The following is a 14,746-nucleotide window of genomic DNA, read 5'->3' on the forward strand; positions in this document are numbered from 1 at the left end:
CAAGGTTCGCCGCCTCCCGAAAGCCCAAATTCGTCAGCTCAGAATCGGACCGCGGCCTCACGAGGTCTACGGCCCGGGGCAGCAACAATTCCCTTGTAACCGAGAGTAGAATATATGATATATCAAAATTAGAGGAGAAGAGAGGGTATGCCGGAATTGATCAGGACAAGGGATGCTGCCCTGCGGGCGCGGGCCGAGAAGGTCGTGCCAGGCGGGATGTGGGGACATCTCCACGCGGCCAAGTTGCCGGAGACGTATCCGCAGTTCTTCAGCCGCGGCGAGGGCGGCGTGCTCTGGGACGCTGATGGTCACCGCTACGTGGACTTCATGTGCAGCTGGGGTCCCAACCTGCTCGGCCATCACCATCCCGAGGTGGAGGAAGCCGCCGAGCGTCAGCGGCGCGACGGCGACTGCCTCAATGGTCCGGCCGAAGTCATGGTCGAGTTGGCCGAGCTTGTCGTTGATATGGTGGGACATGCCGATTGGACGCAGTTTCAGAAGAACGGCACCGATGCGACGACGACGTGCGTCACGATCGCAAGGGCTGCAACGGGTCGACGCAAGATCCTCGTCGCCAAGGGCGCCTATCATGGTGCCGTGCCGTGGTGCTCACCGTCGCTTCTCGGTGTGACCGCGGAGGATCGCGCTCATCTCGGATATTTCACGTTCAATGATGTCGAGAGCCTTGAGGCGGCGGCAAAGGCGGCGGGCGATGATCTTGCCGGGATTCTGATTTCGGCATTCCGCCACGATCTCGGGTTCGACCAGGAACTTCCAACCGTAGAGTTCGCCCGTGCGGCGCGTCGCATCTGTGACAGCAAGGGGGCTGCACTGCTCATCGACGAAGTTCGCGCCGGCTTCCGCCTCAATGTCGCGGGTAGCTGGGAAGGGCTTGGTGTTCGGCCCGACTTGTCGGCCTGGAGCAAGGCGATCGCCAATGGTCATGCCCTGGCGGCTGTGACCGGAGCCGATTGGCTGCGCCGTGCTGCGTCTCAGGTCTTTGTCACGGGGTCATTCTGGGCCGGCGCCGTCGCCATGGCTGCTGCCGTCGCGACGTTGAAGATCGTGCGCAGGGACGATATTCCGGCCCGCCTTGCGCAGCTCGGCCAAACGCTGCGTGATGGCCTGGAGACGCGTTCCCGTCAGTTCGGTCTTTCAATCCGTCAATCGGGACCTGTGCAAATGCCGACCCTTTTGTTCGAGGGGGACCCCGACTATCGGAAAGGTTCGGCGTTCTGCCGCGCGATGCTTGCAAGGGGCGTCTACTTCCATCCCAAGCACAACATGTTCCTCTGCGCCGCCCATACCGAGGCCGACATCGCCGTGGCTCTCGAGGCAGCGGAGCACGGCTTTGCAACAGTGGCGGCACTTTGATGTCACGCGGTGCAAAGACCATGATGGTGCGACGAATGCCCATGTTCGGTCGGATAAGCCCAGTGGTGCGACCAGTAAGTGATTGATTGCTCTTTACCCGTCGCTATCTCTTGATCGGCGGGTCCCAGGTTCGAGCCCTGGTGCGCCCACCATTGGAAAGTTCTTATTTTCCAAGACCTTGCTCTTATCTTCCAGGACCTTTCGCGGAGGAGCGCCGAGAACCACAATTGGTCTCGTGCGACGTTCCTCATGGTCGGAGCAGCACGGCCACTCGTGCCATTCGTCGATGTGTGGCGAGTAGCGGGGGCCCCCGTCCCGTGCTGGCGAGAACCTCGAGAAGATCTCCGGATGCTTTCTTCTGAGCGCGCCGGGCAAGTGATCTCCGATAGCTCGCTCTAAGGCGTTCGTGAAGAACTCGGCCGCCTTGACCGCACCGGCGGACAAGCTGCGTGGCGCTGGACCGCACTTCGCTCAGATCGCGCACCGCGCCGCCGAGACCGGGCCCCGCTCGTTTGCGGTCGGCAAGCTGGCGTGCATGTGAATTAAATAAAGGCGCAGCATTAATGGAGGCTGGAGCGGAGAAATCGCGCGGCCTGCTGCGCAATTTGAATATCCGTATTATCACGGTAAATCTCGATCGATTTATGGTTAATGCAGGTAGGCTGTTGTAATGCTACGGATTTTATCGATTTTCCATCAAATTTAAATCTCCGTGGGCCGGCAATTTAAAATCGGCCACATATTAAATATTGACTAGGGATAATATTTAATAAAGAGTTTATGAGGTGGCGGGCGGTTATCGTCCGCAGCCGCCAAGGGTGTCTGAAGCTTCGTCTCGAAAGAAAGGTTTTCCCCTATGTTGCAATATTACATCAAGACCACCGACGCCTTGAAGCGCCTGCGTGCCGACCAGGATGGCGTGGTGTCGTTCGAGTACATCATCGTCGCGGTTTGCATCATCGGCGCAGTGTCGGCCGTGTTCGGCATTGGAGCTGGCGGTGCGATCGGAACGGCGCTGACAGGCGGGGTCACCGCGATCACCACCGCTTTTACTGCGGCGGTTTGATACGGCCGTTCGACGCCAGAGGGGGGCATCGGAATGTGTCCCCCTCTCGAACCTTCTCTCTCCATTTTTGGTGTGCCTTCCACCTCCTCGAGGCATGCATGAGCTGGCTTTCTTACATCGCCTCGATACTGGAAATCCCGTTGCTGCTGTATGTCGCAACGCTCGACGTCGCGACCCGCATGATCCGAAATGACGTCTGTCTCTTGCTGGCGCTGCTCGGGATCGCCGGTCAGCTTGCCAGCCCGATGCAGCTTGCCGAATCCCTCATCGCCGCGACGATCCTGTTCTTGCTGTTGTTCGCGCTTTACCAGCGTGGTGGGATTGGCGGGGGTGACGTCAAGTTGCTGGTAGCCTTGGCCATTGGTCTGCCGCCGACGGGCTTGATCCAGTTGTTGGCGGTGACCTCGCTGGCGGGGGGCGTTCTTGCCCTGGTGCATCTGGTGATGCGCGTCCTGCCACATCCGAGATTGGCGCCAGTCGGATCGTCGCTCGCACGCCGCGTCTACGCGATCGAGCGTTGGCGCCACATGCGACACGCGCCCCTCCCTTACGGCGTGGCCATAGCGTGCGGTGGCATCTGGACCATCTTGAGCAGAGGATTTTGACATGTCATCCGCGTTGCGCCTCTCAATCATCCTGGTGCTCTTGCTCGCAACCACCGCATTCGGGCTGATCGCCTACAACATGAACCTGCCGAAACAGGTTCCGGTAACGGTTACGGAGCAAGGACCGGCACCTCCTTCGACTGTCAGGTATTTCGTCGCGGCACGTCCGCTGGCGAAAGGTACATTGGCCCGCGAGGAAGATTTCACGGTGCGCTCGGTGTCGCCTGAACGCCTCCCTGCCGGGGCGATCCTGGAAACACCCGACTCGAAGGCCGGACTTCCCGGCTCACTGGTTCGCAAGTTCGTCGACGCTGGCAGTCCGATCACCTTGCAGGACGTATTGCGACCTCGAGATCGGGGTTTCCTGGCCAGCGTCCTGGCACCGGATAGCCGTGCAATCAGCATCAAGGTGGACGAGGAGTCTGGCGTGTCGGGGCTGATCAGGCCGGGTGATCACGTTGATGTCTTGTTGACCCAGGTGTTCGAGAAGGCAGATCCCGCGCGCCGGGCCCTGAGCGAGACCGTTCTAGCCAACGTTCGAGTCATCGCGATTGACCAGGAAATCATGCAGGGCGGCCGAACCGTAAACTCGGTGGCCGGCTCGGTGGCCGGCAAGCAAGCGCAGACTGTGTCGTTGGAGCTTGCCCCGGACCAGGTCAAGAAGATCACGGTCGCAAGGCAGCTCGGAACGCTTTCCCTGGCGGTACGGGCCGCAGTCGAGCAGTGGGATACGGCGGACACTGGCGCCATGTCCAGCTGCGACGTGTCGCCGGAAATCGCCCGCCAGAATGCGATTGCCGGCCGGACTGCAGCGGTCGTCGTTCATTCCGGCGGTCAGATAAAGCAGTACTCGGTCAGGAGACAGGATTCCGCCGACGGCGACGTTCTGATCAATTGCGACGGGTCGGAAGTGTCCCGCCGCGGGGCGACGATGGTGGTTCAGGCAGGCAAGTTGCTGGAGAAACGTTGATGAGTGTCAACATAGCGGCCGTCAGTTCGCCTGAAGAAGCGACGTCTGTCGTCGCGCGCAATCGAATCGTCTGCTTCGTCAATGACGAGCTGAGTGCTGCGGCTCTGCGCAAGGGCCTCGAAGGCAGCAACATTTCGATCAAGCGTGGCACGATCCGCAATGCCATACGGATGCTCGAAACGGACACCGAACTATTCGCGCTGGTGACGGACATCAGCGGAATCGATGATCCGTTTGCCGAACTGGAGCGGCTGGCCGGCGTCTGCCCGCCCGATGTCCGGGTGGCTCTGATCGGTGAAAGCAGGGAGATCACCTTCTACCGCGCGCTTATGGAGCTCGGCTTGACCGAGTACCTGCCGCGGCCGATCACGCGGGACATGGTGCTGGACCAGCTGCGCCCAAAGCTGCTTGGCGATCGTGCGCCGGGGCCGACCGACCGAGGCGGGCATGTGATCTCGATCTGTGGCGCGCAGGGCGGTGCCGGCGCAACGAGCATCGCCATCAATCTCGCGCTGCAACTGGCCGAGACCACCAAGGCCAAGGTCGCGCTGCTCGACCTTCATCTTCAAGGCGGCGAAACAGCCGTGATGCTGGGTGTTCAGCCCGGACCAGGCCTGCGCATCGCCCTGGAGAACCCGATGCGGGCGGACACGTTGTTCCTCGAGCGCGCCGCAATTGCGGTCAACGAGCGAGTTAGCCTGATTTCCGCCGATGAGGATCTGGATGCTCAGCTCGACATCACCGAGGCGGGCGTGCGGCACGTCCTTGGTCTGCTCCGCCAACGATTCAACTACATCATTGTCGATGTCCCGGTCCCGTTTCCGTCATCCATCCATCCGGTGATCTCTCTTTCTCGGCACGTGGTGGTGCTGCTGGAGGCCGAGGTGACCGGACTTCGCAATGCTCATGCACTGCGGACCGCCGTCACCAACATTGCCGGCAGGGATCGGGTCTTCACCTTGCTAAACCGTGCCAATCGCCCCGGCGGCCTTCCCAGGGCCGCGGTGGTCAAGGCGCTGGGGACAGAGCCAGACATGGTTGTACCCGATCTTGGGAAGGGCATGACCCAGGCGGTCAATCTCGGAATTCCCGCGCTGAAGCACGTATCAGGACTGCGACGCCATCTCGCGCCGATCGTACGGGAGATCACGGGGCTCGGCGTCGAGCGGAAGGGACGGCTGAGGAGGCTGCTCGGGCTATGAGAAAGTTTGGTAGGCGCGACGAGGAAACGTCGGTTCGCTTGCCTGCGTTGACGCCAGGCTTGGCTGCATCGACGCCAAGCGTGCCTGCATCAACGTCAAGGCGCGACGAACCTTCGATTGACCGGCCAGTGATGCCAGCCTCACTGCGCGAACGCGTCATCGAGCAGATTGAGCCATCGGTGGCCGCAACTGTTTCGCGTGACGTCCTTCGGCGGCAGATCGAGGAAATCATCCATGGAATCGCCAATGAGGAGCGGCTCGAGCTGTCGGGTCGCGAGCAGTTTCAACTGGCGGATGAGATTGCCGACGACATGACCGGCTACGGGCCGCTGCGTCCGCTTCTGCTCGATCAATCGATCAACGATATCATGATCAACGGGCCGAGCAGCGTTTACGTCGAACGAGCCGGCAAGCTGGAGCGGATCGCGGTGCGCTTCCGCGACAATGATCACATCGCATCGGTGGCCCAGAAAATTGCCGCGCAAGTCGGGCGGCGCATCGATGAATCCAGTCCGATGGTGGATTGCCGCTTGCCCGATGGCAGCCGCGTCAACATCATCTTCCCGCCGCTGGCGATCCATAGCCCCTGCATCTCGATTCGAAAATTCCCGAGCCGCCGTTTGGATATCGCCGCAATGGTCGAAAACGGCTCAATGACCGCAGCCGTCGGACAATTGCTGGAGATCGCCGCCCGGTGTCGGCTCAATGTTCTGGTCTCCGGCGGCACCGGGTCCGGCAAGACGACGCTGCTCAACGCCATGAGCCAGTTCATCGATCACAGCGAACGCGTCGTCACCATCGAGGATGCGGCAGAGTTGCAGCTTCAGCAGCCGCACGTGATCAGCCTGGAGACCCGGCCTCCCAGCCTTGAAGGCACGGGGCAGGTGACGCAGCGCGATCTCTTGTGGAATGCGCTGCGCATGCGTCCTGACCGGATCGTCGTGGGCGAGGTGCGCGGCGCCGAAGCGTTTGACATGCTGCAGGCGATGAACACCGGCCATGATGGTTCGATCTCCACGGTCCATGCCAATAGTGCCCGCGATGCCCTGACCCGCATCGAGAACATGGTTCAGATGGGGCAGGTGAATCTGCCGTCGCGAGCCATTCGAGCTCAGATCGTCGCTGCGCTGGATCTCATCGTGCAAGTCGAACGCATGCGCGATGGGCAACGTCGCATTGTCCAGATCAGCGAGGTCATGGGGCTGGAATCGGATGTGATCACCACCAATGACATCGCAACCTTCGAATACCAGGAGGAGGACGAGCATGGGCGGATCTCGGGCACCTACCGGACCACCTTGGCAGTCCCGAAATTCAAGAGCCGTCTCGTCTATTTCGGGCTCGATCGCGCCTGGGCCGAGGCCATGAGGCAAATATGATACCTGAGTCCGTGATCGTCGCTGTTCTGGTGCTTGCGATGTGCGCAGCCGTCGGCTCCCTGTGGCTCGACGGCCGGGAGCGACGCATGCACCGCCGGCTTGCGGTGGCTCTACCGGCGTCCCATCCGGCCAGCCTGCCATCCATTCGCCGGGCGGAGACCGGATCCCGGTATCTGCTTCTCCACCGTTTGGCCAATTACAGGCCCGAGATGGTTCACACCTGGCATCCGGCGTATGTGCTGCTCGCGGCCGCCGTCACGGTGGCAGCGATCTTTTATGCCAATCACCTGCTGGGATTTTCCATTTTCTACGTGTCTGCCGCGGCGGTAATTGCCGCCATCGTGGTCGTGCGAGGTCTGTTTGGATGGCAGCAACGTCGCTTCGCCAGTCAACTCTTCCGACAACTGCCTGACGCCATTCAGCTGGTGACGAGTACGGTTCGATCGGGTCTGCCTGTGCACGAGGCATTTCGCACCATCGCGCGCGAGATGCCGCAACCAACGTCTGGGCAGTTTGCAATCGTCTGCAGCGAAGTGAACCTGGGAAGGCCTCCGGAGGAAGCCGTCGAAGCCGTCTATCGGCGATCGCAAGTGGCAGAGTATGCGATGTTTGCGGTGACACTTGCAGTCCAGTTGAAGTCCGGCGGCAGCTTGGCCGAGACCTTGCAGACGCTGGGCGACACAGTGAGCCAGCGTGTCGCGCTCGCTGCTCGCGCCAAGGCGCTGGCGGGAGAAGTGATCTTTTCCTCGCGAGCACTCACGATCTCGCCCCTGATTGCCGGTGCGTTGCTATACGCGGCCAATCCGCAGAATGTCGATCTGTTGTTCACTGATCCGACTGGAAACAAGCTTCTGGCTTACGCGATAGTCTCGGTGCTCATCGGGCATCTGGTGATAAGTTGGATGGTCAGACGGGAAACGGAACTATGACTTTCGGTCTCGGTCTGATGGCCCTCGCAGTCGCAGCTGGGACTGCGGCCTTCATGTTGATCATCCGCGAACTGCACGTCCGTGCATTGGACACGCGGGTGTCGAACGCCGTGATGGGTATCCCTTACCGGTCGGCCCCCTTCAAAGACCTGACCGGTTGGTTTTCATGGCTGGGCATGCGGTATCGGCGCTTCTACGCCGAGGAGAATCTGGAGGAGCTGCGAACGATCCTCCACTCATCCGGTTTCAATCATCATAGGACCTTGCCGATCTGGATCGGCATCAAGGTCGTCAGCATGTTCGCGCTGCCGGTCATTGCGCTGCTTCTGGCGCAACTTTCGGGAAGGGGACCTGCCGACGTGCTGGTCTTCACGCTGATGGGTGTGGTGATCGGAATCTTGGGTCCGCGATTGGCTCTGTCGGTGATGAAGCGGCGCTTCGATGCTGCCATCCGGCTAGGCACGCCGGATATGATCGATCTGCTGATCGTATGCAGCGAGGCGGGAATGGGCCTGGAAAGCGGGCTGGGGCGTGTCGCCGAAGAAATGAAGTCGACCAATCCTGCCATGGCCTGGGTGCTGCACCGTCTTCTTGACGATCTCCGGATACTGCCAAGCCGCGTCGAAGCGTTCGAGAATTTGGCGTCCACTTCGGATGGTCTTCGCCGGTTCGGCACGATGATCAGCCAGAGCCTGCAATACGGAACGCCGTTGGGCCAGGCGCTACGCAGTATCGCGCTCGACCTGCGGCGGGAGCGTATTACCAAGCTGGAAGAAAGAGCGCACAAGTTGGGTGCCAAGCTGACCATCCCGATGGTGCTGTTCCTGCTTCCAGCCATGTTCGTCATCATGGGGGGGAGTCCAATTCTGCACCTCGTGCGTTCGTTCGCCAGCTTCGGAAAGTAGCCATGAGCACAATTGCCCTCTCGAAGAGCGGATCTTACGACCGGATCATGCGGCTGCTCGGCAGCATGTGGTTCTTGTTGCTGGCACTTTGCGTCGCCGTCAGAATTGGGGCGTCGCTGACCGATCCATGGCCCTCGCTCTTGTCGGGTTTTTGCCTCGGCATCTTCTACATGCTCCTGGCGCTGTTGATCATGACGCGCTCGCCGGCAAAGGCGCATGCAGACGGCCTGCTTCCAAGAATAACTGCCTTCGTCGGCAGCTATCTGCCATGGACGATCAGCTTCCTCGGCAAGACCGACGACACGCTGCCGAACCTGGCATCGACGGCCTGCGTGCTGGTCGGCACGATCATGATGCTCGTCACCATCCGACATCTGGGTCGGTCGTTCAGCCTGGTGCCGCAGGCGCGCTCGGTGGTCCAGACCGGTCCGTATCGATGGATCAAGCACCCGCTCTATGTCGCAGAAGAGATCGTGGTGCTGGGCGTCGTGCTGCAATACCTGACACCGGTTACGGTGATCGTACTGGTCCTGCATATGGGCATTCAGGTCTGCCGAATCCTTTACGAAGAAGACCTGCTTCGGCGCAATTGCCCTGAGTATTCGAGTTACGAAGCATCCCGTTGGCGAGTGATTCCTTACGTTTGGTGAGCGGCTATGCGTGGCCGGATTGTGGTGGACATGGTTCAAATCGCTGCGGCCCGGGCGCCGCGATCGCACGCGGTTTGCCCCGGTCGAGGCAGGCGCGAGTATCGTAGAGGGTCCTTCATCGCCGACCAGCGCGGCGCCGTCGCGTTCGAGACGGTCATCGTCTACATCTTCCTGGTGGCGAGCCTGCTGATGCCGCTCGCCGACGTCGCCGCCGCGGGCTTCCGGTTCATCTCCGCGTGGACGGCCTTGCGGTCTTTCGGGCAATACATTCAATACAATAATCCGCCCGACCCGGCGAACCCGGGGACCTGGGCGTCAGCGCTACAGACAACGGTCGCCGGGCATAGCATCGGTAATATCCAGGTCATGTGCGGAAGCACTGCTTGCAACTCCGGCAACCTTGGTTCGACTCCCAAGTACTTTACATTTTCGACAACTGTCACCTTGGCCCCGATTGTGTTGACGTCGGTGCTGTGTCCCAACAGTTGCACATACACACTGGCTTACTCAGAACGCTTCCAGTAGGTGTTTTCATGCATAGTCTGCTCCGTTCCAAACGAGGCTCGGCCGCATTCGCAACAGTCATCGCGCTGGTGCCGCTCATCGGCGTGGTCGCACTCGGGGCCGAGGCCGGATCGTGGTACGTCACCAGGCAGCACGCGCAGAATGCCGCCGATGCAGCGGCCTACTCGGGCGCCTTGCGACTTGCATGCGCGAATGCTGGTGTGCTCTGCGATACATCAGTGGATTATCGCGCCAAGCAATTCGCGGCACAGAACGGGTTCTGCAACTCCGGCGACACGGCCTATCCGGGCACCAACTGTGCGACCAGCCTTCCAACGGGAATCTCGCGGGCCGTGCAGATCGATATCGGCAGCTACAGTGCGGGTTCATTCACAACGCCGCCCGCAGGAGGCGGCGGTAACGCCGTTCGCGCCCTCGTCAGTCAGCAACAGCCGGCCTACTTGGCAGCAGTGCTGGGTTTGACGACCGTCAACATCCCCGCCCAAGCCATCGCTCTGGTCGAACTGCCGAGCAAGGTGTGCGCCTTGGCGCTTGGACCTGATCCGAACGGCGGCGGAGGGGCGCTTAAAATTGCCGGTAACGTCAGCAACAACGGCACGGGTTGCCCGATAATGTCGGATGCCAGTGTTCAGTTTGCCAGCACTGCCTCTTTCACCGGATCGGGATGGGCCGTCCTTGGTGTAACCGGCTGTAGTCCAACGAGCACCTGCACCAATCCGGGCGTTACGCACAACTACTTCATGCCGTACGCCAACAATCCGCTTAGCAAATTGGACAGCCAATCGTTCAACAGCTTGACCTCGAGCGGGAGGCCAAACGATTTGGCATGCACTGGTACGCTGGCGCCCAATACCCCGCCGAGCAGCACTAACCTGTACCGCAACCTAACGTGCACGACCGGGGACGTGGTAGATTTTAGTCCGGGCACGTACTTCTTCTACAATGGGACAATAAAGTTCAATGGCGGAACCATCACCTGCAGTGCCTGCACACCCTGGCCGCCTACTGGCACAGGTCTAGGCGTCACCCTCGTATTACTCGGAGATTCGAGCATTTCCATCTCTGGCGGCGCCAGCGTTGAGCTGTCCGCTCCGTACACCAACTCCTTCTCTTCCGATCTGAACGGCGTCCTGATTGATGATCAGGCACCGAGCAGGAGCAGTAATCAAGTCAACATCACCGGCGGTACGGTAAAGCTGGGCGGTGCGATGTATTTCCCGCACGTCGACGTTACGTGGAACGGAGCGACACAAAATACCAATACGACCTGTTCACAAGTGATCGCCAAAACACTCACCATGGGCGGTGGCGGCTTCCTGAGCACGGATGGATGTAATCCGGCCGCCGTCCCTTACACCCAAGTTGTCCGCTTGGTGCAGTGATGAGAAAGCTCGATCAGCGGGGCATCGCATCGTTCGAGTTCATCCTCGTCTTCGTGTCCCTCTTCATGTTGATTTTCGCCATCTTCGATCTCGGACGCTATGCGATCACCATGCAGTCCTTGCGGACGCTCGCGAGCGCCGGCGCCCGGGCGGCCATGATCAACTGCTACACACCCGCCGTAACGGGTCTCGTACCCAACGCATCGCCGTCAAGCTGCACGGGCGATCCCATGTCCACAACCGCAAAGCAGAACGCGGCGCCGTTCCTGTATTTCGGCGGTCTGACGCCGACGCTGAGCGTGGCATCCAGCGGCAGCAATTTGACCGTGACCGCTTCTCAAGCAGGCTTCACCATGCTGATGCCGATATGGGGTACGACCCTCAATGCGCCGAGCGCGTCAACGCAAATTCCCTTCTAGCGCACTCCCGAGCATCAGCCGATGAACACCCGACCGGCCCCTGACGATGGCGATCACGATGATGGTGGATGCGAAGCCAAGACATGCCATCACGCCAAGTTCCACACGCCAAGTTCCACCGTGCGGGCATCATCGGCGCAGGTCAAAAATATGGCAATATACCTTACGCATCTTGGTCGACATCGCCTTGGGTTGGCGCGTGTCGAACTGGACAGACGCTTGGGAATCGAACTGCGCCAGAGCAAGCTGCGCCTGGCCAAGTTCCTTTTGAAGACTGCAAGCCGACGCCGTTCGATCGTGAGCGGTTGTGCTGCAGCATAGTTCTGAACAGAGTTGCAGAGAGAAATGATGCTCGCCCGCAACATTGGAAAGTTTTCTTTGCTGTTTGCGGCAGGGCGGTAGGCGTCTCGTCTTGCAAGGAGGCAGCATCAAGGACGATGATCTTGGAAACGCAAAGTAACGGAATTGTAGTGGGACAACTTGTAAGCTCTGCGACGTGGTGCGCAGAGGGAACTGTTGGGGATATCGAGCACGTAGATTTGCGGGGGTGCCGCAGATCGCAGCGGGGGAACTCGAATGGGTGGCGGTCGCATTTCGGGCAAGAAGGCAGGGCGGCTTCTCGCCTTCAGCGTGATGGGTCTGGGCGCGGCGCTCGCCTCCTTTGCGTCTGCTGACCGCGCGACGGCTGCAGACCGGCGGGGTTCCTCCGGCGGCGTCTTCGTCAGCGAAATGAGCGACGTCCAGCGGGTCAAGGTGGTCGTCAACAAGTCACGCACCTTCAAGGTCGATACGGCTTTCGCGACTATCGTGGCCGGCTCGCCTGACATTGTGGACGTGAAGTCGCTCAGCGATCACCTGATCTACGTCCAGGGCAAGCAGACCGGCACCACCAACGTCATCCTGTTTGACTCGTCGATGAAGCAGATCGGGATCCTCGACGTCGAGGTCGTGATCGATACGGGCAATTTGCAGCAGAACATCCGGTCCAGCACCGGCGGGCACGGTATCCGCGTGTCGGCTTCCGAGGGCCAGGTGGTGCTTAGCGGAACTGCGGCCGACGCGGTGACTGCCGAGCGCGCCATGGCGATCGCCACCAGCACGGTCGCGAAAGGCGGAGTCGTCGTCAACGCGATGAGTGTCGCTGCGCCGCAGCAGGTGATGCTGGAGGTGCGGTTTCTCGAGGTCACCCGGGACGCCGGCCGCGACCTCGGCGTGAACCTGTACGCGGCGAACGCCAATGGAACCAATGTCGGGAACACGGGGCGTGGTGGTGCAACTGCCGCAACGGGCCGACGTCCGATCGGCGGTATTAATACGGTCCAAAACCCCGTTGGTAATACCGGCGGCACGCCTGTTGGTGCTTCGCCTACCGGCAGTCTTCCGATACTCGGAACGGCGGGGACGCTCTTGGGGACCGCGGGCGGCATAGCTCCGGCTCCGTTCGGGAGCTTGTTGACCAGCATCATCCGAACGAGCAATGGGGGCTCGGTCGACTTATTGATCTCGGCGCTGGAAACCAAAGGATTGGCCCGCAGATTAGCGGAGCCGAACTTGACCACGCTTTCCGGCGATGCGGCTCGCTTCCTGGCCGGCGGTGAATTTCCGGTGCCGATACCAAACACGACGACGAACGGATTTCCCACCGTTACGATCGACTACAAGAAGTTCGGTGTCGAACTGGCCTTTGTCCCCACCGTCCTCTCGCGGGGCGTGATCAACCTTCGGGTGGAGCCATCGGTCAGCGAGCTTGATTTCGCCAATGCGGTGACGATTCAGGGGACGACGGTTCCAGCATTGACCCGCCGCGACGCGCGCACGACGGTCGAGCTGCGCGACGGCCAAAGCTTTGCAATCGCCGGCCTGCTGCAAACCCGCAACCGTCAGGACGTTTCGCAATTGCCCTGGATCGGCTCGGTGCCCGTGCTGGGAGCCTTGTTCAGCAGCAAGTCGTACCAGCAGGAGGAAACCGATCTCGTCATCATCGTGACGCCGCGCCTGGTTGCGCCGGCCGCGCCCGGTCAGCAACTGGCGTCTCCGCTCGATTCCCGCCTTCCAGCCAACGACGTCGATTTCTTCCTCAATGGCCAGATGGAAGTCCGCAAGCGTTACAATGACTACGTCAACTCCGGAGGCGACGTTAAAGGACCCTATGGTCACATCATCGCTCCCGAGGTCACTGCGACCATTCCGGCACCGGCCGCTGCGAACCAGCCGGCCGTGAAAACGCTCAACTGAGAAGGAAGCGGGAGATGACCATGAGGTATCTGGCTCTGTTCGCACCGCTTCTGCTCGGGGGATGTTACGGGGTCGCCGGTCATGACGAGGTGGACCGGTACTTCCAGCGTTCCGACACCATCACGATGAGTGCCGGCAATGCCAAGGAGGTCAATGCCGTCACCCATACAATCCATCCATGGCCGCGAAACGTCGGTGATCGCAGGATCGCGTACGACGCCCGGCGCGTGGGCGCCGCCGTGACACGCTATGGCAACACGAAACAGCCGGTGGATCAGCTTCCCGACATTGGCGATGCGACGAAACAAATGGGCGTGCGGACTGCCCCAACCCAGAACGTCAACATAGAAGGATTGGGGGCGGGATCGACTGCTGGAGTATCAGTGCCGGTTGGTGGCGCGGCGAATAGGTAACTGGTTTTGGTAAGTAAAGTTAGCGGTGATGTTTTTACGAACGGTGCAGTGAGTCTGCTGGGCCGCGCGGGGGACTAGGGTTCATGCGGCGTCTCATTCTAATGCTGACCTGTTGCTGGTTGGGGACTGGCCTTGCGGCGTGCGACTACACGGTGAGGGAGGCCGCAATCGTGGCCCCCGTGGATCCGCCGGGCGGAGACCCCGTACAGGAACCGACCGACGTCAAATATTACCCCTCTGACGAGCCTGTGCGCTTGGGGCTGGAGCATTTCAACCGCGGCAGTTACGGAATCGCTAATCGCTATTTCAGGGATGCTGTCGAGAAATCGCCGAAGGACGTGACGGCCTGGATTGGACTCGCGGCGAGCTATGATCGGATACGTCGCTTTGATCTCGCCGATCAAGCCTATGCCCAGGCGATCCGGCTGGGCGGCGAAACCGTGCAGGTCCTGAATGACCAGGGATATTCGTACATGCTGCGCGGCAATCTGAATGCGGCGCGGCGAAAGTTTGAGAAGGCCTATTCGCTCGATCCAGGCAACCCGGTTATCGCCAATAACCTTGAACTTCTCAACGGCAGCCGGCGCTTCATTGAAAGGCCGCCAAACAATCAGCCGTAAGAAGAACCGACCACGGATCGGTCGAAGGCCGTTCGAGATCGGAGCGCCGTAGCCGACAGTTTAGGGCATCGA

The 14,746-nt window shown here is 60.6% G+C and carries 15 protein-coding genes; all 15 read left to right on the plus strand.

The genetic code is table 11. The annotated features are described in order from the left end of the window. Positions 1 to 147 precede the first annotated feature (147 nt). The 15 genes from JQ566_RS22380 to JQ566_RS22450 all read left to right on the plus strand — a co-directional run bounded on the left by JQ566_RS22380 (position 148) and on the right by JQ566_RS22450 (position 14,674). Positions 148 to 1,374 (plus strand): aminotransferase class III-fold pyridoxal phosphate-dependent enzyme, encoded by a 1,227-nt coding sequence (locus tag JQ566_RS22380; RefSeq protein ID WP_212375580.1) that lies wholly within the window; start codon positions 148 to 150, stop codon positions 1,372 to 1,374. A gap of 856 nt (positions 1,375 to 2,230) precedes the next feature. Next, positions 2,231 to 2,440: a hypothetical protein gene (locus JQ566_RS22385; RefSeq protein WP_212375582.1), complete on the plus strand. Its 210-nt coding sequence runs from the start codon at positions 2,231 to 2,233 to the stop codon at positions 2,438 to 2,440. A gap of 98 nt (positions 2,441 to 2,538) precedes the next feature. Continuing rightward, positions 2,539 to 3,045, plus strand: a complete 507-nt coding sequence (locus tag JQ566_RS22390; RefSeq protein ID WP_212375584.1) for an A24 family peptidase — start codon at positions 2,539 to 2,541, stop codon at positions 3,043 to 3,045. A 1-nt stretch (position 3,046) separates the two neighbouring features. Continuing rightward, complete coding sequence (cpaB, locus tag JQ566_RS22395) at positions 3,047 to 4,015, plus strand: Flp pilus assembly protein CpaB (RefSeq protein ID WP_212375586.1); 969 nt, start codon at positions 3,047 to 3,049, stop codon at positions 4,013 to 4,015. Next, positions 4,015 to 5,217 carry a CpaE/TadZ family protein gene (locus JQ566_RS22400; protein WP_212375588.1) on the plus strand — a complete coding sequence of 401 codons (1,203 nt, stop codon included), beginning with the start codon at positions 4,015 to 4,017 and terminating at the stop codon, positions 5,215 to 5,217. Before cpaB ends, JQ566_RS22400 begins: the two co-directional genes overlap by 1 nt. After that, complete coding sequence (locus JQ566_RS22405) at positions 5,214 to 6,596, plus strand: TadA family conjugal transfer-associated ATPase (RefSeq protein ID WP_212375590.1); 1,383 nt, start codon at positions 5,214 to 5,216, stop codon at positions 6,594 to 6,596. The genes JQ566_RS22400 and JQ566_RS22405 overlap by 4 nt, the downstream gene beginning before the upstream one ends. Then, entirely contained in the window at positions 6,593 to 7,525 is a 933-nt protein-coding gene (locus JQ566_RS22410) for a type II secretion system F family protein (protein WP_212375592.1), read from the plus strand. The genes JQ566_RS22405 and JQ566_RS22410 overlap by 4 nt, the downstream gene beginning before the upstream one ends. After that, on the plus strand, positions 7,522 to 8,430 hold the full coding sequence (locus tag JQ566_RS22415; RefSeq protein ID WP_212375594.1) for a type II secretion system F family protein: 909 nt from the start codon (positions 7,522 to 7,524) through the stop codon (positions 8,428 to 8,430). The genes JQ566_RS22410 and JQ566_RS22415 overlap by 4 nt, the downstream gene beginning before the upstream one ends. Positions 8,431 to 8,432: 2 nt before the next feature. Further along, positions 8,433 to 9,080 (plus strand): methyltransferase family protein, encoded by a 648-nt coding sequence (locus tag JQ566_RS22420; RefSeq protein WP_212375596.1) that lies wholly within the window; start codon positions 8,433 to 8,435, stop codon positions 9,078 to 9,080. Between the two features lie 6 nt (positions 9,081 to 9,086). After that, complete coding sequence (locus JQ566_RS22425; RefSeq protein WP_249139726.1) at positions 9,087 to 9,605, plus strand: hypothetical protein; 519 nt, start codon at positions 9,087 to 9,089, stop codon at positions 9,603 to 9,605. A gap of 8 nt (positions 9,606 to 9,613) precedes the next feature. Then, positions 9,614 to 10,987 (plus strand): pilus assembly protein TadG-related protein, encoded by a 1,374-nt coding sequence (locus tag JQ566_RS22430; RefSeq protein ID WP_212375605.1) that lies wholly within the window; start codon positions 9,614 to 9,616, stop codon positions 10,985 to 10,987. Next, positions 10,987 to 11,406: a TadE/TadG family type IV pilus assembly protein gene (locus JQ566_RS22435; protein WP_249139727.1), complete on the plus strand. Its 420-nt coding sequence runs from the start codon at positions 10,987 to 10,989 to the stop codon at positions 11,404 to 11,406. The genes JQ566_RS22430 and JQ566_RS22435 overlap by 1 nt, the downstream gene beginning before the upstream one ends. A gap of 576 nt (positions 11,407 to 11,982) precedes the next feature. Then, positions 11,983 to 13,641 (plus strand): type II and III secretion system protein family protein, encoded by a 1,659-nt coding sequence (locus JQ566_RS22440; RefSeq protein ID WP_212375609.1) that lies wholly within the window; start codon positions 11,983 to 11,985, stop codon positions 13,639 to 13,641. 20 nt (positions 13,642 to 13,661) lie between these two features. Further along, positions 13,662 to 14,054, plus strand: a complete 393-nt coding sequence (locus JQ566_RS22445) for a hypothetical protein (RefSeq protein WP_434057835.1) — start codon at positions 13,662 to 13,664, stop codon at positions 14,052 to 14,054. Positions 14,055 to 14,224: 170 nt separating this feature from the next. Next, on the plus strand, positions 14,225 to 14,674 hold the full coding sequence (locus JQ566_RS22450; RefSeq protein WP_349643350.1) for a tetratricopeptide repeat protein: 450 nt from the start codon (positions 14,225 to 14,227) through the stop codon (positions 14,672 to 14,674). Positions 14,675 to 14,746 lie beyond the last annotated feature (72 nt).

It is taken from the genome of Bradyrhizobium sp. SZCCT0231 (genome assembly GCF_018130245.1).
Taxonomy (GTDB): Bacteria; Pseudomonadota; Alphaproteobacteria; order Rhizobiales; family Xanthobacteraceae; genus Bradyrhizobium; species Bradyrhizobium japonicum_F.